Raw genomic sequence first — 21330 nt, 5'->3', positions numbered from 1 at the left:
GCGAGGACCCGCACCCACGACTTCAAGGAAGGGAAACGTCATGCCGACCGTCACCGAAGTACTCACCACCGCGTTCTCCGAACAGACCGACGTGTACATCGAACGCGACGAACGCCTGCTGCTCTCGCCCCCGCACCCCAACCCGTTCCCGGTGAAGCTGTGGAGCGACCACGAGCCACTGGGCGTCGTGCACCACCCGCAGAAGTACGAGGCCGTGCCGTTCGCCCCGCCGCGCGGCGTCTACGAGAGCGCCCAGGTCCGCGTCGAGTGGCAGACCATGGACAACCGCCAGCCCTTCTACCACCGCAACTGCGACGTCGACGAGATCTCGTACCAGATCGCGGGCGACCGCACACTCATGACCGAACTCGGCGTGGTGGAGCACCGGCCCGGTGAGTTCTCCCGTATCCCCCGGGGTGTCGCACACGACAACTACGGCCGCCGCGAGAGCCATCTGCTGTTCTACTCGCCCGCCCCGGTCACCGAGGAGACGGAAGCCGCGCGCCGGTCCGAGGCCGTACAACCGCCCTTCCCCGGCTGGGAACCCGGCGACCGCAACGAAGCCATCACCCAGTGCATGGGCACCCCCGGCCACGACATCACCGTGGCGCCCGTCGACGAACGGCAACTCCTCGACCATGTCCACCGGGACAAGCGGCGGCTGAGCGTACTGGCGCTCCCGGACGCGCCCGACGCGACCTGGCTCTACCGCTCGGACACCTTCCGGCTCGGCGCCGTACGGCAGTTGCCCGGCGGGCAGTTGCCCGGCGCGCCGCGGATCTACCGCCGCACTCTCGACGCCGACGAGATCCAGTACCAGATCAGCGGCCGGCGCACCCTCGTCACCCAGCGCGGGACCGTCGAGCTGGGCCCCGGCGACTTCGTCCGCATCCCGCTCGGCATCGCGCACACCAGCCTGTGCGCCGCCGGGGAGAGCCGCCATCTCGCCCTCCAGTCGGACCGGGACCTGCCGCAGATCGGACAGACCACCAGGACCGCCGCGTACCTCTCGCCCGGCGACCTGACAGACCTGCTCGCCTGACCCACTCGACCAGGGACCTGACCCCTCCGGCCAGGGACCGACCCCCTCGACCAGGAGCCGCACATGACCGCCATGCTCGCCGCGCGTGCCCAGCAGGGCTCCGACGCGCTGCACCTGCACAAGATCGCCGTCCCCGAGCCCGGCCCCACGGAGGTCCTGATCCGGGTCGCCTCCGCCGGACTCGCCCCCGGCATGATGACCTTGCTGGCCCAGGGCGCCTTCAGACATCTGCCGACCACCCTCGGGCACGAGGCGGCGGGGACCGTCGCCGCCGTCGGCGGCGAGGTCACCACGGTCGCCCCCGGCGCCCGCGTCCGGGTCCACCCCAACCTCAACTGCCGTACGTGCGGCCACTGCCGGTCCGACCGCGACATGATGTGTCCCCAGCAGGCCATGATCGGACACGCCGCCTTCGGCGACGTTCCCATGCCGCTGTACGACCGCTACCACGACGGCGGCCTCGCGGAGTACCTGCGCGTGCCGTACTGGCTGGTCGACCCGCTGCCCGACCACGTCTCCTTCGACGTCGGAGCGAAGGTCCACGACCTGGCCAACGCCGTCCGCGCCCTGAAACGCGCCGAACTGCCCCTGGGGGCCACCCTGGTGGTCACCGCCGCCACCGGCACCATGGGCACCGCCACCATCAGTCTCGCCCGCCACTTCGGCGTCTCCCGCCTGATCCTCGTCGGCCGCAGCGCCGAACGCCTCGACGCCGTACGCGGCCTCGCGGACGGCGTCGAGACGCACACGGTCGCGCTGGAGGAACTGCCGCCCAACTGGCCCGCCGAACGCGGACTGACCCGGGCGATCCGCGCTCTCGCCCCCCACGGCGCCGACGCGGTCGTCGACTACATACCGGACGGGCCGGCGACCGTGCAGGCACTGACCTCGCTCGCCACCGGCGGAACCCTCGTACACATGGGCGCCAACAGAACCCAGCTGACGGTGCCGCTCGCGGCGGTCATGGTGAACTGCTGGCGCATCGTGGGGACCCGCGCCTGCACCCGTACCGACGCCCAGGAAGTCCTCGACCTGCTCGCACGCGGCGGCCTGCGCGCAGAGCGCCTCATCACCCACCGCTACCCGCTGACCGAGGCCCACGAGGCGGTCGCCGCACTCCAGAGCCGTACCGAGCCGATCTGGATGGCGGTGGTCAACCCGTGACGGCGGCGGCCCCCCGTGCCCCCGTCCTCGTCCCCGCCCCTGCCCCCGTCCTCGTCGTCGGCGGCGGCCCGGTCGGCCTCACCGCCGCCAACCTCCTGGTGGCCCGGGGCGTGCCCGTCGTCCTGGTCGAGCGCAACTCCGCCACCAGCGACGAGGCCAAGGCCATCAGCCTGGACGACGAGTCCCTGCGCACCCTCCAGCCGGGCGGCCTCGCCCAGCGGGTGCTCGACATCGTCGTCCCCGGCACCGGCACCCGCTACTACGACCGCCGGGGACGCCCCCTCTTCCACGCGCGGGGGCCACGGCCGTACCGCCTCGGCCACCCGTTCAAGAACCAGTTCGCCCAGCCCGAACTGGAGAAGATCCTCCTCGACGAACTGAAGTCGAACCCGCTGGCAGACGTCCGGTTCGCCACCGAACTGCGCACCGTGCGGGAGCGGGCCGACGGCCACGGCGTCACCGCCGGACTCGCGGCGACCGGCAGCGCCCCCGGCACCGAACTCCTCGACGCCTCCTGGCTCCTGGCGTGCGACGGCGCCCGGTCCACCGTGCGCGAGCTGTGCGAGATCGGGATGACCGGGACCAGCCACCAGCAGGTGTGGCTGGTGGCCGACCTGACGGGGGACGAGCACGACGAGCGCTACGGCATGCACCGGGGCACTCCCGACCGGCCCACCGTGATCGTGCCCGGCCGGGGCGGACGCTGCCGCTACGAGTTCCTCCTGCGTCCCGGCGAGGGGGAGAAGGGGACCACCCCTCGGTTCGAGACACTGCGCCGGCTCGTCGCCCCCTACCGGACACTCGACGAGGACCAGGTCGAGCGCTGCACCACGTACACCTTCAACGCCGTCGTCGCCGACCACTGGCGCCAGGGACACGTGCTGCTGCTGGGCGACGCCGCGCACATGATGCCGCCGTTCGCCGGGCAGGGCCTCAACTCGGGGATCCGGGACGCCGCGAACCTGGTGTGGAAGGTCGAGCGGGTCTGGCACGGGACCGCGGCGGAGAGCCTCCTCGACACGTACGCGGCGGAGCGGCGGGAGCATGTCACGGCGGTGGTGAGGTACTCCGAGCGGCTCGGCGACATCGTCATGACCACCTCACCGGCCCGCGCCCTCGTACGGGACCTGACGGTCCGTGCGCTGCTGCGGGTGCCGGCCGGGCGCGACTATCTCACCGGGATGCGGTTCCGGCCCGTCGCCCGGCACCGGGCGGGGCTCGTCGTCGGGGACCATCCACTGACCGGCACCCAGCTGCCGCAGCCCCTGGTCCTCGTCCCGCCGAGCCTGCGCCCGCGTCTCCTGGACGAGGTGCTGGGCGAGTCGTACGCCCTGCTGGGCGTGGACGTGCCCGAGACGGCCTGGGCCCGCTTCGACACCGGCGACTGGCCCGAACTCGCGCTGGACGTACGGCGGGTGGATGTCCTCCTCGGCGACCGGCTGCCGTCGGCCGGGGGCAGCCGGACCGCCGTCGCGGACGCCGACCGAGGCCTGGAGGAGGCACTCGGCGCCGCGCGTAACCGCTTCGTCCTGGTCAAGCCCGACCGCTACATCGCCGCCGTCATGGGTCCGGGCGACATCCCCGCGGTCGCGGCGGCTCTCCGGCGAGTCCTGCCGGTGGCCGGTGGTGAGGACGGGCAGGACTGACCCCGGTCGCCGGCTCCCGTACCCGTACGCGTTCCTTCGAGCATCCCGTACGCCATGCACATCGCCGTACACCTCGCCGTACACATCGCCGTCCCGAGGAGACCAAGGGCTCCGACCTCGTCCAGCCACGGAGAGGGCCCGGCCGCGATGTCCCGACCGACGGGACCCGCGCCGGGCCCGCTGTCAGACGTCGGTGACGCGGAGTCCGGCGTGCGCCTTGTAACGGCGGTTGACGGAGATCAGGTTGGCGACGAGGGACTCGACCTGGTGGGCGTTGCGCAGCCGTCCGGCGTAGACGCCCCGCAGCCCCGGAATCCGCCCGGCCAGGGCTTGCACGGTCTCCACATCGGCGCGTTCCTCGCCCAGGACCATGACGTCGGTGTCGATCCGCTCGACCGCCGGGTCCTGGAGCAGCACGGCGGAGAGGTGGTGGAAGGCGGCGGTGACACGGGAGTCGGGCAGCAGGGCGGCGGCCTGTTCGGCCGCGCTGCCCTCCTCCGGCTTCAGCGCGTAGGCGCCCTTCTTGTCGAAGCCGAGCGGATTGACGCAGTCGACGACGAGCTTGCCCACCAGCTCCTCCCGCAGTGACTCCAGGGTGGCGCGGTGGCCGTCCCAGGGCACGGCGACGATCACGATGTCACTGCGGCGGGCGGTCCCGGAGTTGTCCGCGCCCTCGATCCCGGGACCCAGCGCCTCGGCGACGGCCTCGGCGCGATCGGCCGCACGTGAACCGATGATCACCTTCTGGCCGGCCTTCGCCAGGCGGTAGGCCAGGCCCCGGCCCTGGGGGCCGGTCCCGCCGAGCACGCCGACTACCAGACCGGAGACGTCGGGCAGCCCCCACCGATCCTTCGCGGCGGCCTCGGAACGGATGTCGTGAACGGGGTGGTGCGTGGTGGACATGGACAACCTTGCGGTGAGAGGGCGCGGGTGCGCCCTGCGGGGGCGGGAGGCGAGAGGACTACTTGGCGAGCGCGTCGGCCGGACGCGCCACGCGGGGCATGAGCGTGGAGATGAGGACGCCGAGGGCCGCCATGGCGGTGAGGACGTAGTAGCCGTTGGTGAACGCCGCGTCCTGGTAGAAGGCGGTCCCGTTCATGACGTTGGACTCGTTCGACATCACGACGAACACCAACTGGAGCCCCAGGATGGCGATGACGGCGCCGAGCATGCCGCTCAGTCCGTTGGCGGGGGCCTGGTCGTCGGGTCCGACGACCGACACGATCATGGCGTTCGAGGTGCCCTGGACGACACCGGTGCCGACGGCGACCACGATGCCGGTGAGGATGATCTCGGTGGTGGTGCGGTGGTACAGCGCGCACAGGAACAGCCCGGCGGTCAGCGTCAGACTGCCCGTGAGCCACACCGCGCGCGGCGGTATCGCGCGCAGCGCGTACCCGGTCAGCAGTCCCGCCGCGATCCACGCCAGCGCGGCCGGGATGCCGATCAGCGCCAGGTGCGTGAGGCTCCAGCCCAGGCTGGCGGACACGTGGGGGATCGCGGGGAACAGCGCCAGGAACGTCAGGACCGTGGGGGCGATGTTGGAGGTGCCGACGAGGAGCGCCGGCCCGGTCAGTACGGTGGACACCGACCGGCGGCCCAGGATCCGGACGTCGAAGATGGGCCGTGGCGCGCGGAGTTCGACCACCATGAAGAGGGCGAACAGCACGCCGCCCCCGATCAGACAGCCCAGGACGCCCGCGCTGGTCCAGCCCCAGTCCCCGCCCATGCCGAAGCCGATGGCCACGAGGGCGGTACCGGTGCCCATGAGGATTCCGCCCGGCCAGTCCAGCCCGGCCAGGCTGCCACGTATCGGCGTCTCCGGGATCGCGGCGATGCACACGACGGAGAGCACGGTGACTCCGGCCATCGTCCACAGCACGCTGCGCCAGCCGAAGTTGTCCATCAGCAGGCCCGCCACGAGCGGGGACGCCAGGGAGGCGCCGCCCATGACGGCGCCGATGACGGTGTACACGTTCGCCACGCGCTCACGCGGGAAGAGGTCGCGCACAGAGGCGAACACCAGCGCGGCGACCGGCCCGTAGAAGCCCGCGAGGGCGCGGCCGGCGAGCATGACCGCGTAGTTCGGGGACAGCGCCACGACCACGTCACCGACCAGGCCGATGCCGATCAGCACGAGCATGACCTTGCGCTTGCCGTAGATCTGGCCGAACCGCATGGCGAACGGTGTGATCGCCAGGGTCACGATGAACAGCGTCACGACGAACCAGGCGATGTGCGTCGTACGGAAGTGCTGGGCCACGGCAGCCTGCGCGTTGCCGCTCATGGTGCCCACGATCGCGATGACCTGGGCGGGCCAGGTCACGGCGGCGAGGAGGTACAGATAGCGCCCGCGGGACATCGGCGGCGGCTCCTCGGAGACGGCTTCGGGCGCTCTGACTGTGGTCATGGTGCGGCTCCTGTTGTCTGAGGGGAGGTCTCAAGGGGAGGTCTCACTCGCGAGCCGTGATGTGCCAAGGCAGGCTGTTCATCATGATGATTACAGTGAGATTGCCTGGGGTTCTCACAGGCAGTCAAGAGGCGCGTAACTAATCATTATGATGTTTGTCGACGGAGGCGGTCCCGCCTGCGGCTCGACCCGTCCGACCGCGCGTCGCGGCAGCCACGTACAGCGGCTGCCGTACGTCGAAGGGCCTGCCGAGAGACGACGACGATGACATGTCCGCGGATGAAGCATTGGGACACATTCCCCGGGGCTGCCGCCGGTCTTCGCCGGCCGTGACCGGCCTCCGCCGGTCGGCCCCGAACGGGGCGCCGCCCTGTTGCCCCGATCCCGACAGGAGAGCTTTCTTCGTGGCTACCTTTCTCTACCGACTGGGTCATCTGGCGTTCCGGAGGCGACGATGGGTGGCGCTGATATGGGTGGCGATCCTGGCCGCCACCGCCTTCGCCGCGGTCAAGGCGCCGGCGGCGCCCGACGACGGGTTCGCGATGCCGGGCACGGAGTCGCAGAACGCGTTCGACCTGCTGGACCAGCGCTTCCCCGCGGGCAACTCCGAGGGCGCTGACGCCCGCCTCGTCTTCGTCGCGCCGGACGGCCAGAAGATCACCGCGACGCCGTACAAGGAATCCGTCGACGAGGCCGTCACCGCGGTGGCCGACGGCGGGCAGGTCGCGACCGCCCTCAACCCGTTCGACGCCCACGCGGTGAGCAAGGACAACTCGACGGCGTACTCCAGCATTTCGTACGACGCGAAGTCCGAGGACCTCACCGATGCCACGAAGAAGACGCTCACCGACGCGGCCGACGAGGCACGTGAGGCGGGTCTGACCGTCGAGATCGGCGGCTCCGCGCTGGGGGTCGCGCCCGCGTTCGGCGGGACCACCGAGATCATCGGTGTGGCCATCGCCGCCGTGGTGCTGCTCGTCACCTTCGGGTCGCTCGTGGCGGCGGGTCTGCCGCTGCTCACGGCGCTGCTGAGCATCGGCGTCGGCGTGGCCGGGATCGTCGCCGTGGGCCTCTCCACGACGACCACCACCCTCGCCCTGATGCTGGGGCTGGCGGTGGGCATCGACTACGCCGTGTTCATCGTCTCGCGCTACGGCTCCGAGCGAGCCGTGGGCCACAGTCCCGCGGAGGCGGCGGCCCGCGCCACGGGAACGGCCGGCTCCGCGGTGGTGTTCGCGGGTCTCACCGTTGTCATCGCGCTCGCGGGACTGTCCGTGGTGGGTGTTCCCACGCTCACGAAGATGGGCCTGGCCGCGGCAGCGACGGTGGTCATCGCCGTCCTGATCGCGGTGACCCTGGTGCCCGCGGTCCTGGGCTTCGCGCCGAAGGCGGTACTCCCACGCAAGGTCCGCAAGGCCCGACGGGGCGGCGAGGCTGACGAAGCCGGAGCGTCGAGCACCCAGGCATCACGGGCTACGGAGCCGCTTCCCACGGCCAAGGTGAATCTGGGCACGCGCTGGGCCCGCTTCGTGGTGGGCCGGCCCCTGCCGGTGCTTCTCCTGAGCATCGTGGGTCTGGGGATACTCGCGGTGCCGACCCTCGACCTACGACTGGGCCTGCCCGGTGACGAGGCGCAGCCCACCTCGACCACCCAGCGCCGCGCCTACGACGCTCTGGCGGAAGGCTTTGGACCGGGCTTCAACGGGCCTCTGACCGTGGTCGTCGACGCGAAGGGCGCACAGGCCCCGAAGGAGGCGGCGCAGAAGGTCGCCGAGAAGCTGGCCGCGACCGACGGTGTCGTCTCCGTGTCGCCCCCCATGTTCAACAAGTCCGGCGACACCGCGATCATCAGCGCCACCCCCTCCACCGGCCCCAGCGAGGCCGGGACCAAGGATCTCGTCCACACCCTCCGCGACGAGAGGGCCGACCTCAAGGCCGACACCGGGGCGACCATGCTCGTCACCGGCACCACCGCGGTCAACATCGACGTGTCGCAGAAACTCACCGACGCGCTGGTGCCGTATCTGGTGGTGGTGGTGAGCCTGGCCTTCCTGCTGTTGATGATCGTCTTCCGATCCGTCCTTGTACCGCTGAAGGCCGCTCTGGGCTTCCTGCTCTCCGTGGCCGCGTCGTTCGGGGTGATCGTCGCGATCTTCCAGTGGGGCTGGCTGGCCGACCTCGTCGGTGTCGAACAGACCGGTCCCGTGATGAGCATGATGCCGATCTTCCTGATCGGCGTGGTCTTCGGGCTGGCCATGGACTACGAGGTCTTCCTCGTCACCCGGATGCGTGAGGCGTACATTCACGGTGAAAGGCCGGGGCAGGCCATCGTCACCGGATTCCGGCACAGTGCACGCGTCGTCGTCGCGGCGGCCGTCATCATGATCGCTGTCTTCGCCGGATTCATCGGGTCCGGAGAATCTCTCATCAAGATGATGGGTGTGGGGCTCGCCTCCGCCATCTTCTTCGACGCGTTCGTCGTCCGTATGACCATCGTCCCCGCCGTCCTGGCCCTTCTGGGCGACAAGGCGTGGTGGATGCCGCGCTGGCTGAACAAGATCGTGCCCAACGTGGATGTGGAAGGTGAGGCGCTGGGCCAGGGACAGCCCGGCCGGCCCCTTCCGGGACACCTGGACGGGCAGGACCGCGAAGCGGTTCACGTCTGAGAGTCCCGTACGCGAGCGGGAGGGCCGCGCGTGTGGCCGCGCGTGTGGCGACACGCGTGGCCCTCCTCCGGACGGACCGGGCGCGCTCCATCGCCGACGATGGTCGGACCTGAGGAGGAAGAGTTCAGTATGACCACCGATCGGTACTATCCGGACAGGCGCCTGCCCACCAGGGGCGACTGCCTTCTCGCCCTTGCTCTGTACGGTGTCTCGATCGCCGGACTCTCCATGACCGACGAACTGCGTCCGTCCGGCCTCGTACTCATGGCGGCCGCGTGCACCATGTTGGTGTGGCACCGGGCCCGCCCTCGGACGATGGTCGTGCTGGCCACCCTGTGCACCGTGGCCGTGGGAGTCCTGGGCGGCGAGTTCAGCCCCATGCTGATGGCCCCGGTGCTCGCCGCCGTCTACCTCCTGCCCCAGCAGGTCGAGCGCCGTACGGCCCAGGTCTTCGCGGTCACCGCCGTGAGCCTGCTGTTGATCACGTCGCTGGCGTTCGGGACGGGAGCGATCCTGGGGCACGAACGGCTCGGCTTCGTCCCCTGGGTCCTGCTGGCCGGCGCCATCGGCGATGGGGTCCGCAACCGACGCGACTATGTGAGCGCGGTGGAGGCGCGGGCGGAACTGGCCGAGCGTACGCGCGAAGAAGAGGCGCGCCAGCGGGTCGGCGAGGAACGTATGAGGATCGCCCGGGACCTCCACGACGTCATCGCCCACCACATCGCGCTCGCCCATGCCCAGGCCGGCACCGCCGCGCACCTGCTGCGCAGCAACCCCGGCCAGGCGCAGCGCCTGCTGAGCCACCTCACGGACACCACGTCCTCGGCGCTCCGGGAACTGAAGGCGACCCTCGGCCTGCTCCGCCGGCCCGACCACCCGGACGCTCCACTCGAACCCGCCCCCGGCCTGGCACAACTGCCCGACCTGGTCGCCGCGTTCGAGAAAGCGGGACTGGTGGTCACCGTCTCGTGGCAGGGGACGGTGGAGCCCCTTTCCCCCGGCGTCGATCTGACGGCCTACCGCGTGATCCAGGAATCGCTGACCAACGTCGCCAAACACGCGGGCACCGGCGAGGCCGCCGTACATCTGGACTACTCCCGCCGGTGCCTCACGATCACCGTCTCCGACGACGGCCAACCGATCGAGTCGGAGGACCGGGCCCCCGGTTACGGATTGATCGGCATGCGGGAGCGGGCCCGGTCCGCCGGCGGGCACCTCTTCGCGGGGCGCCGTCCCCAAGGCGGATTCGAAGTGACCATGGAACTGCCCCTGCGGAACAACAATCCGGGCCGGGGCGGCGGGCTCGACGAGGAAAGCGTGAAGCCTTGACCATCCGGGTGGTACTCGCGGACGACCAGGCCCTGCTCCTTGGGACGTTTCGACTACTGATCGATTCCTGCGACGACATGGAAGTGATCGCGGTCGCGGGCGACGGGCACGAAGCCGTCGCGGCGGTACGGGCCACCCGTCCCGACGTGATCGTGATGGACATCCGCATGCCCGGCCTCGACGGTCTCGCGGCGACCGCCGAGATCTGCCGGGACGACACGCTGCGCGACACCAAGGTCCTGATCCTCACGACCTTCGAGACCGACGAATACGTAGCCCAGGCCCTGCGTGCCGGCGCGAGCGGATTCCTCGGCAAGGACGTCGAATCGGGCGCGTTCCTCGACGCCATCCGTACGGTGGCGGCCGGCGACGCACTGCTGTCCCCCTCGGCGGCCCGCTCCCTGATCAGCGACTTCCTGGCCCGCCCGGCCCGCGGCCGGTCCGGCTCCGCCGCGGCCGCCCTGGATGTCCTCACCGCACGCGAGCGCGAGATCATGGCCCACGTGGCCGCCGGCCTGTCCAACGACGAGATCGGCGCACAGCTCTACGTGAGCCCACTGACCGTACGGACCCACGTCCACCGCGCCATAGCGAAACTGAACGCCCGCGACCGCGCCCAACTGGTCGTCATCGCTTACCAGTCGGGCCTGGTCCGACCGTGAACCCCGACACGGGGCACGGGTCGGCTTACGGCACCAGCACGATCCGACCGCGGCGGCCGCCCTGGGTGAGCTGGGCGTGGGCTTCGGCGGCCTGCGACAGCGGGTAGATCTGCCCCACGCGCGGCGTCAGCACGCCAACCTCCGCGAGCGCGGAGAGGTACGAGAGACGGGTCGCTTCGGGACCGGCGGTGGTGAGCCGAACCACCACGCCCCGCTCCGGGGCCGGCAGCACGTCACCCCTCACGCTCACGAAGATGCCGCCGTCGCGGACAGCCGCCAGCGCGGGCGCGCCCAGTGCCGCCGCGTCGAGCACGCCGTCCACGCCTTCCGGTACGAACCGGCGCACCGCCCCGCTCAGTTCCTCGTCGCGTGACTCGTCGCGTGATACGAACCAGGTCGCGCCACGACCGCGGAGGAACTCCTCGTCCTCGGGCCGCCCTTGAGCGACGATTCGCACGCCCCGGGTCCGGGCCAGCTCGACGGCGTAGCCGCCCACGGCTCCGGCGGCACCTGTGACAAGCAACGTGTCGCGGGGGCGCAGCGGAAAGTGGTCCAGGGCCAGTGAGGCGGTCATCGCGTTGAGAGGGATCGTCGCCGCGAGTGTCAGGTCCATACCCTCGGGGGCGGGGGCGATGGAGTTGACGTCGGTCACCAGGTATTCGGCCTGGGCCTTCGTGGGGCGCAGCACGGGGGCGTCGAACACGATCACCGGGGTTCCGACCTTCAGCAGGGAAACACCCGGGCCGACCGCGTCGACCGTTCCGGCCGCGTCCAGGCCGAGGCCGGTGTATTCGACTTCCTCCAACGGCCTGAAGACTCCGGCCCACACAGCGGCGTCGGCGGGATTGAGCGCGGCGGCCGCGACCTTGATACGGACCTCGAAAGGACCTGGTTCCGGGAGGGGGACCTCCACGACCTCTACGGCCTCGGGTCCACCGATCTTCTTGACGACTGCTGCGCGCATGATCTTCGCCCTTCCCTTTGCATATTGGAACGCTGGTGAGCGCTACAAACGCTAGGCAAGTTACGATCGAATCGGAAGTAGGCACTTTGAAGTGCGTTACGCCCCTGAGCGGGCAGATGGCCACCACGGTGAAGATTCCGCGGCCCACCTGCGCGGGCCCCCGCCCATGACGTAGCAGGCCGCGGTTCAACGGGGGCTTCCGCTGTCGTTACTGGTCGGTCTGCCGGTTGTCGTAACGTGTTCGGGCCTCGTCGACCTCATCGGTCTTGTCCACGGCCCAGTCGCGTATCTGGGACAGCAGGCCGTAGAGCCCTTGCCCGAGCGGGGTCAACTCGTAGTCGACGCGCACCGGCACAGCCGGTGTGACCGTCCGCTTCACTATGCCGTCGCGTTCGAGCATGCGCAGGGTCTGGGTGAGCATCTTCTGGCTGACGCCTGGGATCTCGCGGCTGATGTGGCTGTATCGCATCGCGTCGCCGTATGACCCGAGGGTGCACATCGTCAGGCTGACCCACCGGTTGCTGATCGTCGAGAGCAAGGCCACCGCAGGGCAGTCGTGCATGTACGCCTCGTACGTGCCGGGCTCGATCCGGCGCGCGGGCTTCGCCGTGGTGGCCATCCGTATCTCCTGTCAGGGGCGCAACGCACTCAGTAATGCCTACTTACGTATCGATCGTAACGCGCCTGGCGGTTGTGTTGTTTGGCAACGCAAACGAAAGAGCGAAGCTCGTGCGAGCAGTTGTCCAACGGTCTCCGGCTCCGGCGCCGGCAGATCCGCGGTGGGTGGAGTTGGCCGGGTCGGCCCTCCGCTACAGTGGACCGGATGGTCCAATTTGTGAGGTGGGTCGATGGACGGCGGGCTGACGCCGAAGGGCCGGGCCACCCGGGCGCGCATCGTCGAGGGCGCCGCCCAAGTGCTGCGCGAACGCGGTGTGGCGCTCGCGACGTTGGACGACATACGGGCGCGGACGGGCACGAGCAAGAGCCAGTTGTTCCACTACTTTCCCGACGGCAAAGACCAATTGCTGCTGGCGGTCGCGCGGTACGAGGCGGACCGGGTCCTGGACGACCAGCAGCCCTATCTGGGCCGCCTGGATTCCTGGGAGACCTGGTACCGCTGGCGGGACGCGGTCGTCGAGCGCTACGAGGCGCAAGGCGACCAGTGCCCACTGGGGTCGCTGTTCCTGCAGGTCGGCCGCTCGAATCCCGGAGCCAGGGCGATAGTGGTCGAATTGATGCGCCAGTGGCAGGAGTACCTCGCCGCGGGGATCCGCGCGCTGCAGGACCGCGGGCAGGTCGGAGCCGGCCTCGATGTGGAGCAGACCGCGGCCGCGCTGCTGGCCGGTATTCAGGGCGGCGTGTCAATCATGCTGTCCACGGGCCGGTCCACACATCTACGGGCCGCTCTCGACGTCGGGATCATGCGGCTGAGGTCCGGCCCGATCGGCGGCTGACGGCAACCGGCAGGCCGACGTCCCACCACCGCGTCGAGACCGACGGCAGACCGTCCATACGGAAGGTGCCTCGGGGGGCACGTACGATCTTGGAATAGTCGTCGAACGTCCATGTACGGGCGTCCGCCGGGTCGCCGTCACGGCAGGAGCAGAAGCTTTCCGGTGGTGCCGCGCGATTCGATGTCGGCGTGCGCTCTGGCCGCGTCCATCAGCGGGTAGCGCGCTCCGATGCGCGCGGTGACCTGCCTGGTTCGGATCAGATCGAAGATCTCGCCGGTGTGCCTGACGAGCGCGTCACGGGTGCGCACGTGGTCGCCGACCACCGGATAGGACATCAGGATGCTGTTGGGCAGGTCCCTCGGATTGAGCAGCATGTCGCCCATCAGGACGCCGTAGTAAGCGTGGACGCCGTGCGTGCGCAGCGCCAAGTGGGACGAGCGCAGCGTCGCCGGCCCCCCGCCGTCGTACACGACGTGCGCGCCCTCGCCGCCGGTCAGTTCCCTGACCTGCTGCTCGAAGCCGCCCCCGCTGGAGACCAGGACATGGTCGGCCCCGGCCTCTTCTGCGACGGCGGCCTTCTCCTCCTGGGAGACCAAGCCGATCACCGTGGCCCCACGGGCCTTGATCATCTGAGTGAGCATCAGGCCGACGCCGCCCGCGGCCGCGTGCACGACGGCCACATCGCCGGGCCTGACGGAGTAGGTGTCCGTGATGAGGTGGCTCGCGGTCAGCCCCTGCATCATCACCGCCGCGGCCGTCTCGTCGTCCACGTCGTCCGGGACCTTCACCAGGGAGGCCGCCGGGATCGCGAGCTGCTCGGCGTAACTGCCCTTGTGGTAGTACCACGCCACGCGGTCGCCCACGGTCAGGTCGCGCACTCCGTCGCCCAACGCCGTTACCCGGCCCATGCCCTCGACGCCCAGGACGGTGGGAACCGACCAGGTGGGAAGCGGCGCGGTTCGTGTCCCCACGTCCATGAAGTTCACCCCGGCAGCGCCCAGCCGGACGAGTACCTGACCGGGACCGGGCTCCGGGTCGGGGAACTCGGTCCAGGCCATGACCTCCGGGCCGCCGTACTCGCGTACGAATATCGCGTGCATGGGAACTCTCCTATCGCCTCACACTCCGCCGCGATCAGGTTGCGCGCGGGTCGGACGCTCTGAACGGTAGGTCGACAAAAATGGACCAGCAAGTCCAGAAACGGCCCCTCTCGGCTACCTGCCGCCGCACACAGAGCCCGGACAAGCCGACGAGGGCCGCTGCCCCGGCTTATGGGGTAGCGGCCCTCGTAGCGATTCTGACGTCACGTCAGGAAATCGGCCCTGCGGTTCAGATGTCGAAGTACAGCCCGAAGGAAGCCCTGGCCTGCGGTGATTAGCTCTGGCTGCTGGGCCCGGTGCACATCAGGTGCACACCCTGTGGGGTTCAGTGTCCGGAGCGGGAAAGGCGTCGGGTTAGCCCGGCGATGATGGTGGTGGCCAGGAGCCAACCGGCTATCGCACTTGTCCAGGCAACCCATGCGGTGTTGCCGGAGGGTGCGAACGCCTTCTCCTGGCCGAGGTCCAGGATGGGCAGGATGAGGTCGAGGGCGAATGCGACCGGTTGGAAGGCCGGACCGTTGGCGCGGATGGGGTGTGGTGGTACTGCTGCGAAGACGATGGCGACGAATGTCGTGAGGGCGAAGAGCCATACGAGCGCGCGCCCTGGGCGGTAGCCGTAACCGACGGTCAGGTCTTCGAAGTACCCCCAGAGCCGGGCAGGCAGCTGTGCGGAGCTGCGTCGCCTTCGGTGGCGTGCCAGCTGCACGGTTCGGGCATCGTCGTCATGGCCGAGCTGTCGGTAGTAGGCGGCCAGGCGCTCGTACGCGTGAGGGCTGTACTCATTGTTGCAATCGAGCCATGCCAGACGTTGAGTAGCCGGCAGCAGGGGGCGAAGATCTTGATAGGTCAGCCCGTCCAGCTCGATCCGCGATGGCCACGCGGTGGGGGAATCGTCGATACGCCCGATGGTTGCAGCGCGAAGATCGAACACGGGGGGCCGCGTGTTGGTCGACATCATGTCCAGGACGCCCACGGTTGCGTGCTGAAGATCGATCGTCGAAGCTTCGGCGAATGTGGAGCCGGCTAGGCGCAGCGTCCCCTTGATTTCGGCATGTGGCAGGGTTATGCCGCTAGCGATGGACGCTCCGTCGTCCAAAATGAGGTTCGCTTCAACGCGCATTCCTGGGGCCCGGAGTGCGTGATCGCCATGAGATGTGAGGGTGCAGCCGGAGAGTTCAATCGATTCGCCGACGGTGGCAGCGAAGAGATTGACTCCGCCGTATGCTGACATGCCGTTGGCGTAGATGCCTCCATCAACTCTTACCGAAGGGGCACTGACAGCCCAGCCAGTGTGGTTGCGTACTGCGGCTCTGTTGAACCACCATTGACCGCCGATCGTCGCCCCGAACAGAGAGATTCCTCCCCCGTCAACGGACAGTTCCGCACAGCGAAGGTCCTGCGCGACGCGGAGGCCGTCGCAGCGAAGGGCTGCATGACCCGTGCTGCTCAGGCAGCCCTTGGTCAACTCAAGTGTGAAAGCCTGCGCGCCCCAGAGGTTTATCCCGCCCGTGGCCTTGATGGCCAGTGCGAACAGCGCGCCACCGACGCGCAACTGAGGTGCGCTTAAGGCGTATCGGGAATCTTCGCTGACCAACTCGGCGCGGTTGAGCCGCATGTTGCCAGAAATATCAGCCCTGGATAGAGATACAACTCCGCTAACCGTTCTGGAAAGCGTCAGATCGCCCTCTACTTTAAGCCTGTCGGCACTCAAGCCCGGAAGGAATGACCCAGTAAAGTCAACAGCAGGGAGTGAGGCGTCGCTTAGGTCGACGGCATTGTCGAAACGGCAGTTGACGAAGGCCACAGGAATCTCGACCTTCGCATACGACAGCTGAAGGTCTCCCGTGACGGTGGCGCCGATCAGGTGCAGTCGTGGAATTGCGCCAGGTTGTGGGGCCGGCGGGTGCAGCAGGAGTCGGGTGATGGCTTCTGCTGTTACTTGCCGATGCCGCCCGGTTGTGGTCTCAGACGTAGGAGCGGAGAGATCCAAAGGGAGGCCCGCGCGTACCGCGTGCCATAATTGTTGAGCGTTCGGTGGCCACTCAGCCGGAGGTGTGGACATAGCTCATTCCATCACCACTGTCTCGCCCCGATGGCGGGTTGTGAGAGTTCCCGTGCCCCTCAATTGGCGCACTCACAGATCGTCGCGCTCGGCCGCAGCCCTCTGCGCGGCCCGCCCGGCGTTGGCGAGATCTCTGTGGTTGGCAGGTCTGCGTAAGCCACTGCAGCCCGGCGGGCCTCGCATCCGCAACTGACGAGCGCCGCCGGCACCGACGATGCGTAGGGACGGGCAAGATACTTCGTGGGGGCCGACCGAGGTGTTCTATCGCCGCGGAAGGTGCCGAGTAGTCCACCGAGGCCGGTAGTGATGGCCAACTCAGCACGAAAGCCCGCAGACTAGAGCCTCTTCAACTCCCGAGCCTTTCCGGTCACGCCCGGCGTGCCGCGCCGTCCGGCCATACGACGTCGACGGGCAGTCCTGCCGCGCGTGCCTCCTCGACGGTGTCTGCGGTGCCCCCGCCCTTGCCTGAGGGCGGAGTTCCATCCCACACCGCGACAAGCCGGCCCGCGCGCTTGAGCAGTTCACTGTTCGCCGCCTCGTAGGCGGCTCGGTTCGCCGTTTCGTGCGGCATCGTCACCACGTCCACGGCTGCCTCAACGAGGTGGTCGAAGACCGCGGCATGGTTGGGCTTCACTTTCGTCTCGCGGTAGTCCCGGGAGGGGATTACGACGACAAGCCGGCCGCCGAGCGCGGTGACTTCCTCGGCGAACAGCGCGTCGGCCCCGGCGGCGATGCACGAGACCCCGGTCAAGTCCTCGCGGTACGGCTCCAGAAGGTCACGTAGTGCGGACCGTACCAGTGGCACGCTCTCCTCGGTCAGGTCCATGTGTCCGGTCACGGCCAGCGTCGTCACGCCGTCCTCCTCAGCTCGACAGCAGGTCGCGGATACTATCCCGCGCCTCGCGCACTGACCGCGATGCCTGGTGGCCCACCCCGAAATGCCACCTGCTCCTCGCCACAGTCCTCGACCAGGCCCTACCGGTCGAGAACAAGCACGACTACGACGCCCGCTACCCCGCCCTGGTCGATCACCACACGCACGCGCTTCCCACCGAAGGCAAGATCCCGCACCAGCCCGTCACCAGCGACCCCAACAGCCAGGCGCACGCCGTCGAACTGGCACTCCAGCTCTGCCTCAACCTGGCCACGTCATGAGCATCACCCGGCAGGCGGTATCACCATGACCACCTCGGTCTCAGTTCAGGAACCAAAGCTGGAAGGAGGGACGCGTCGGCAAGCCGGCAGAGACTTAGGGCCCGTGACCTATGTCTCGTACTTCTCCGTCGCGGCCCGAGCCGACTTCGCGTTGGAAGTTGCGTTGAGACGGGCTACCTGCGCGCGTTGCGAGACTTCGCCCCCGAAAGAGGACCACCCGAAGAGAGAAGCGAGCAGTTCGGCTGCAACAGCCGCTGCTGTCGTCAACGCTGCCATCACCCCGCACATGGACGCGGGGGGCCTAGCAACCCATCGGCCTCGGCTTCTTGCAGCCGCGATGGCGCATTGCTCCGACCAGAGCTCAAGGACCTGAGCGAGACGGGCGAAGCAGGCTGCCGCCGCAGCCAAGCAAATATAGAAGCTAGTGAGCCCTCCGCCGATGCGCGCAGCGATACCAGGAGGCGGTCCTTCGTCGCTCCAAGGCCAACCCATGACGGAATAGACGACGGCCAGACCGGCCGAAGCTGCTATCCATGCAGACCCGAACAGAGACTCCAGGTGGCCCTCGTAGTCATCCTCTTCCTTGTCATCCTGCTTGGGCTGTCGTTCAGTCGACGCAGGTTCGCCGGACGTCTTTTTTCCTGAGGGCGGGAGAATGATCTGCCAAAAGCCACCGTGGACGTCGCCGCCCACAAACGTGCCGGAGCCGTGGTTGTGCTGTTCCCGGTGCTCAGCGTCCGCCATCTGACGCCCCGCCGTAGTTGAATGTCACGCCACCGTGCACGTCACCACCGATGAACGTGCCAGTGCCAGTGTTGTGTTGGTTCCAGACATTCGAGACCGGCGGGTCAGGCACTGCGAGTTCGTCCACCTCACTCATGGCGTCGCGGTGCTCGTCGAGATAGTGAGCGATGAGCTGTACCCAGGCAGTCGCTGCGAGCGCCTGAGCTTCTGGAGAGGGCGAGGTGAGCTGCGCTGCGGTGTCATCCACTGCCTGGGCAGCGGCGCGCTGTTGATCCGGGGCCGCCCGGCGGAAGAAACGCGCAACTCTCAAGCGCATCTTCTCGGAGCCCGATGTGGCTATGGCTGCGACCAGCGTGCCAGCTGCACCAGTGGCCACAGCCATTAATTCGGCGTCGTACATGATCGATATCTCCCCATCCGTGATGACGTGCCCCAGCAGAACCTACCGGGCATCACTGACACTCCGAGGGGACAATCCGCAGTCAGTGGCCTCTGGAGAGTTGCCGCCGCACACAGCGACCGAACAAACCGACGAGGGCCGCTACCCCGGCTATGGGGTAGCGGCCCTCGAATTGGTTCTGACGTCACGTCAGGGGATCGGTCCGGCGGTGCACACTCGGTACACAAGGGGGTGGAAAGCGAGCGGTCACTGTGAGAACTGGTGAGAAGTGTTCTCGCAGGTCAGCGCCTTTTTGTGAGCCTTCCGCCCAAGTGGCCGGACCCTGCGGTTTAGATGTCGAAGTACAGCTCGAACTCGTGCGGGTGCGGACGCAGTTGGATCGGGGCGATCTCGTTCGTGCGCTTGTAGTCGATCCACGTCTCGATCAGGTCCGACGTGAACACGCCGCCCGCCTGCAGGTACTCGTTGTCGGCCTCCAGGGCCTCCAGTACCGCCGGGAGGGAGGTCGGGACCTGGGCCACGCCCGCGTGCTCCTCCGGGGCCAGCTCGTAGAGGTCCTTGTCGATCGGCTCCGCCGGCTCGATCTTGTTCTTGATGCCGTCGAGGCCCGCGAGGAGCAGGGCCGAGAAGGCCAGGTACGGGTTGGACGACGGGTCCGGGGCGCGGAACTCCACGCGCTTGGCCTTCGGGTTGGAGCCCGTGATCGGGATGCGCATCGCGGCCGAGCGGTTGCGCTGCGAGTAGACCAGGTTGACCGGGGCCTCGAAGCCGGGGACCAGGCGGTGGTACGAGTTCACCGTCGGGTTCGTGAACGCCAGCAGCGACGGCGCGTGCTTGAGGATGCCGCCGATGTAGTAGCGGGCGGTGTCCGACAGGCCCGCGTAACCCTGCTCGTCGTAGAAGAGCGGGTCGCCCCCGGCCCACAGGGACTGGTGGACGTGCATGCCGGAGCCGTTGTCGCCGAAGATCGGCTTGGGCATGAAGGTTGCGGTCTTGTTGTTGCGCCAGGCGACGTTCTTCACGATGTACTTGAAGAGCATCAGGTCGTCGGCCGCGGCGAGCAGCGTGTTGAACTTGTAGTTGATCTCGGCCTGGCCGGCGGTGCCGACCTCGTGGTGCTGGCGCTCGACCTGGAGGCCGACGGCGTCCAGCTCCAGGGAGATCTCGGCGCGCAGGTCGGCGAAGTGGTCGACCGGCGGGGCCGGGAAGTAGCCGCCCTTGTAACGGACCTTGTAGCCGCGGTTGTCCTCGGTGGAGCCCGTGTTCCAGGCGCCGGCTTCGGAGTCGATGTGGTAGAAGCTCTCGTTCGACGTCGTGTTGAAGCGCACGCTGTCGAAGACGTAGAACTCGGCCTCCGGGCCGAAGTACGCGGTGTCCGCGATGCCGGTGGACGCGAGGTAGGCCTCGGCCTTCTTGGCGATGTTGCGCGGGTCGCGGCTGTACTGCTCGCCCGTGATCGGGTCGTGGATGAAGAAGTTGATGTTCACCGTCTTGTCGCGACGGAACGGGTCCACCCGAGCGGTCGAGAGGTCGGCGCGAAGCGCCATGTCCGACTCGTGGATCGCCTGGAAACCGCGGATCGACGAGCCGTCGAAGGCCAGTTCGTCGTCCGGGTTGAACGCCTTCGCCGGGATCGTGAAGTGCTGCATCACGCCAGGCAGGTCGCAGAATCGGACGTCTACGAACTTCACGTCCTCATCCGCGATGAACTTCTTGGCGTCATCGGCGTTCTGGAACATCCAGCTCCTCCTCCTCCCGTCCCCGGGGAGGGGCGGGGGTTTATCGCTACTGGTCGTGCGGCCAGTGCGGTGGCACACGCAGGACCCGACCATAGGTATGCGGGATTTCTCAAGCATGACCCATTTGTTTCGCCGAAGTTAACCGGCCTGGGTGTGCGCCGTTCCACACACCGGCCACAGCGGCTTGAAACGGCGGGGTGACGGGAGGGAGAGGAGAGGAGGCGGATGGAGTTGAGCTGTACCCAGGGGGCGGTGCGCCGACACACGCGCAGTACCGTGGTCGGGTGGACAACAGGCAAGCAATCGGATCGTGGCTCTCCGGACCGCGCGCGGCCGCCGAGGAGATGGGCACGGACTTCGGGTACCGGGGCGAGCGCCTCGGGCTGCCGAAGGAAGGGCCCGGTTCCCTCGCCTCCGTCGGGCGGCGCTTCGGTGCGCTCTTCCTCGACTGGGCGCTGTGCATGCTGATCGCGTACGGGCTGTTCGCCCGCGACGCGCAGAGCGCCGCCAACTACGCGCTCGGCGTTCTCCTCGTCCTGCACATCCTCACCGTCGGGACCGTCGGTTCCACCCCCGGCAAGCGCGTCTTCGGCCTGCGGGTCGTCTCCGAGGGCCGCGACCGGCTCGGCTTCGGATGGGCCCTGGCCCGCAGCGTGCTGCTGTGCCTCGCCGTACCCGCGCTCGTCTGGGACCGCGACGGGCGCGGGCTGCACGACCGCCTCGCCCGCGCCGTACAGGTGCGGATCTAGCCGACCACCCAACCCCCGGAGCGGGTCAGGGCGTAAGAGAGGGC

General features: G+C 68.6%; 17 protein-coding genes. 8 read left to right on the top strand and 9 right to left on the bottom strand.

Translation table 11 applies throughout. The annotated features are described in order from the left end of the window. Positions 1–40: 40 nt before the first annotated feature. From ACFT9I_RS02665 to ACFT9I_RS02655, 3 genes are all read left to right on the top strand, one after another. Positions 41–1042, top strand: a complete 1002-nt coding sequence (locus ACFT9I_RS02665; RefSeq protein ID WP_382559681.1) for a hypothetical protein — start codon at positions 41–43, stop codon at positions 1040–1042. A gap of 63 nt (positions 1043–1105) precedes the next feature. Beyond that, complete coding sequence (locus ACFT9I_RS02660) at positions 1106–2206, top strand: alcohol dehydrogenase catalytic domain-containing protein (protein ID WP_382559678.1); 1101 nt, start codon at positions 1106–1108, stop codon at positions 2204–2206. Then, positions 2203–3852 carry an FAD-dependent monooxygenase gene (locus ACFT9I_RS02655; protein ID WP_382559676.1) on the top strand — a complete coding sequence of 550 codons (1650 nt, stop codon included), beginning with the start codon at positions 2203–2205 and terminating at the stop codon, positions 3850–3852. Before ACFT9I_RS02660 ends, ACFT9I_RS02655 begins: the two co-directional genes overlap by 4 nt. Positions 3853–4035: 183 nt before the next feature. On the opposite strand, the gene npdG is transcribed toward ACFT9I_RS02655, so the two are convergent. Further along, positions 4036–4755, bottom strand: coding sequence for an NADPH-dependent F420 reductase (gene npdG / locus ACFT9I_RS02650; protein WP_382559674.1), 720 nt, complete (start codon positions 4753–4755; stop codon positions 4036–4038). 58 nt (positions 4756–4813) lie between these two features. Continuing rightward, positions 4814–6262 (bottom strand): MFS transporter, encoded by a 1449-nt coding sequence (locus ACFT9I_RS02645; RefSeq protein ID WP_382559672.1) that lies wholly within the window; start codon positions 6260–6262, stop codon positions 4814–4816. Between the two features lie 404 nt (positions 6263–6666). On the opposite strand from ACFT9I_RS02645, the gene ACFT9I_RS02640 reads away from it, so the two are divergent. The 3 genes from ACFT9I_RS02640 to ACFT9I_RS02630 all read left to right on the top strand — a co-directional run bounded on the left by ACFT9I_RS02640 (position 6667) and on the right by ACFT9I_RS02630 (position 10919). After that, positions 6667–8928 carry an MMPL family transporter gene (locus ACFT9I_RS02640; RefSeq protein ID WP_382559670.1) on the top strand — a complete coding sequence of 754 codons (2262 nt, stop codon included), beginning with the start codon at positions 6667–6669 and terminating at the stop codon, positions 8926–8928. Positions 8929–9057: 129 nt separating this feature from the next. Next, entirely contained in the window at positions 9058–10257 is a 1200-nt protein-coding gene (locus ACFT9I_RS02635; RefSeq protein WP_382559668.1) for a sensor histidine kinase, read from the top strand. Next, positions 10254–10919 (top strand): response regulator, encoded by a 666-nt coding sequence (locus ACFT9I_RS02630; protein ID WP_382559665.1) that lies wholly within the window; start codon positions 10254–10256, stop codon positions 10917–10919. Before ACFT9I_RS02635 ends, ACFT9I_RS02630 begins: the two co-directional genes overlap by 4 nt. A 25-nt stretch (positions 10920–10944) precedes the next feature. Here ACFT9I_RS02630 and ACFT9I_RS02625 read toward each other — a convergent pair whose 3' ends face one another. Both ACFT9I_RS02625 and ACFT9I_RS02620 read right to left on the bottom strand, forming a co-directional pair. Then, positions 10945–11883, bottom strand: coding sequence for an NADP-dependent oxidoreductase (locus ACFT9I_RS02625; RefSeq protein ID WP_382559663.1), 939 nt, complete (start codon positions 11881–11883; stop codon positions 10945–10947). Between the two features lie 208 nt (positions 11884–12091). Then, a complete protein-coding gene (locus tag ACFT9I_RS02620; protein WP_382559660.1) occupies positions 12092–12502 on the bottom strand; it encodes a winged helix-turn-helix transcriptional regulator in 411 nt (136 codons plus the stop codon). Positions 12503–12731: 229 nt separating this feature from the next. Here ACFT9I_RS02620 and ACFT9I_RS02615 point away from each other — a divergent pair, with 229 nt between their 5' ends. Then, on the top strand, positions 12732–13337 hold the full coding sequence (locus ACFT9I_RS02615) for a TetR/AcrR family transcriptional regulator (RefSeq protein ID WP_382559657.1): 606 nt from the start codon (positions 12732–12734) through the stop codon (positions 13335–13337). 137 nt (positions 13338–13474) lie between these two features. On the opposite strand, the gene ACFT9I_RS02610 is transcribed toward ACFT9I_RS02615, so the two are convergent. The 5 genes from ACFT9I_RS02610 to glnA form a co-directional block, all read right to left on the bottom strand. Beyond that, the gene (locus ACFT9I_RS02610; RefSeq protein WP_382559654.1) at positions 13475–14437 is read right to left on the bottom strand and encodes a quinone oxidoreductase family protein; all 963 of its coding nucleotides are present in this window, start codon (positions 14435–14437) and stop codon (positions 13475–13477) included. Between the two features lie 325 nt (positions 14438–14762). Next, complete coding sequence (locus tag ACFT9I_RS02605) at positions 14763–16241, bottom strand: hypothetical protein (protein WP_382559652.1); 1479 nt, start codon at positions 16239–16241, stop codon at positions 14763–14765. 625 nt (positions 16242–16866) lie between these two features. Beyond that, on the bottom strand, positions 16867–17352 hold the full coding sequence (locus ACFT9I_RS02600; RefSeq protein ID WP_382559650.1) for a hypothetical protein: 486 nt from the start codon (positions 17350–17352) through the stop codon (positions 16867–16869). Between the two features lie 1032 nt (positions 17353–18384). Next, a complete protein-coding gene (locus tag ACFT9I_RS02595) occupies positions 18385–18798 on the bottom strand; it encodes a hypothetical protein (protein WP_382559647.1) in 414 nt (137 codons plus the stop codon). Positions 18799–19127: 329 nt separating this feature from the next. Continuing rightward, positions 19128–20537, bottom strand: a complete 1410-nt coding sequence (gene glnA, locus ACFT9I_RS02590; protein WP_382559644.1) for a type I glutamate--ammonia ligase — start codon at positions 20535–20537, stop codon at positions 19128–19130. Positions 20538–20821: 284 nt separating this feature from the next. Here glnA and ACFT9I_RS02585 point away from each other — a divergent pair, with 284 nt between their 5' ends. After that, the gene (locus ACFT9I_RS02585; protein ID WP_382559641.1) at positions 20822–21286 is read left to right on the top strand and encodes an RDD family protein; all 465 of its coding nucleotides are present in this window, start codon (positions 20822–20824) and stop codon (positions 21284–21286) included. Positions 21287–21330 lie beyond the last annotated feature (44 nt).

Origin of the sequence: Streptomyces sp. NPDC057137 (assembly GCF_042670825.1) — a bacterium.
Lineage (GTDB): Bacteria > Actinomycetota > Actinomycetes > Streptomycetales > Streptomycetaceae > Streptomyces.
Note: the sequence above shows the minus strand (reverse complement) of the source record. Positions and strands in the feature narration are given on the sequence as shown.

Excerpts from the sequence above, each read along its gene's own strand:
- ACFT9I_RS02665 (WP_382559681.1), top strand. The coding sequence starts at position 41 with ATGCCGACCGTCACCGAAGTACTCACCACCGCGTTCTCCGAACAGACC.
- ACFT9I_RS02660 (WP_382559678.1), top strand. The coding sequence starts at position 1,106 with ATGACCGCCATGCTCGCCGCGCGTGCCCAGCAGGGCTCCGACGCGCTG.
- npdG (WP_382559674.1), bottom strand. The coding sequence starts at position 4,755 with ATGTCCACCACGCACCACCCCGTTCACGACATCCGTTCCGAGGCCGCC.
- ACFT9I_RS02645 (WP_382559672.1), bottom strand. The coding sequence starts at position 6,262 with ATGACCACAGTCAGAGCGCCCGAAGCCGTCTCCGAGGAGCCGCCGCCG.
- ACFT9I_RS02635 (WP_382559668.1), top strand. The coding sequence starts at position 9,058 with ATGACCACCGATCGGTACTATCCGGACAGGCGCCTGCCCACCAGGGGC.
- ACFT9I_RS02625 (WP_382559663.1), bottom strand. The coding sequence starts at position 11,883 with ATGCGCGCAGCAGTCGTCAAGAAGATCGGTGGACCCGAGGCCGTAGAG.
- ACFT9I_RS02620 (WP_382559660.1), bottom strand. The coding sequence starts at position 12,502 with ATGGCCACCACGGCGAAGCCCGCGCGCCGGATCGAGCCCGGCACGTAC.
- ACFT9I_RS02615 (WP_382559657.1), top strand. The coding sequence starts at position 12,732 with ATGGACGGCGGGCTGACGCCGAAGGGCCGGGCCACCCGGGCGCGCATC.
- ACFT9I_RS02610 (WP_382559654.1), bottom strand. The coding sequence starts at position 14,437 with ATGCACGCGATATTCGTACGCGAGTACGGCGGCCCGGAGGTCATGGCC.
- ACFT9I_RS02595 (WP_382559647.1), bottom strand. The coding sequence starts at position 18,798 with ATGTACGACGCCGAATTAATGGCTGTGGCCACTGGTGCAGCTGGCACG.
- glnA (WP_382559644.1), bottom strand. The coding sequence starts at position 20,537 with ATGTTCCAGAACGCCGATGACGCCAAGAAGTTCATCGCGGATGAGGAC.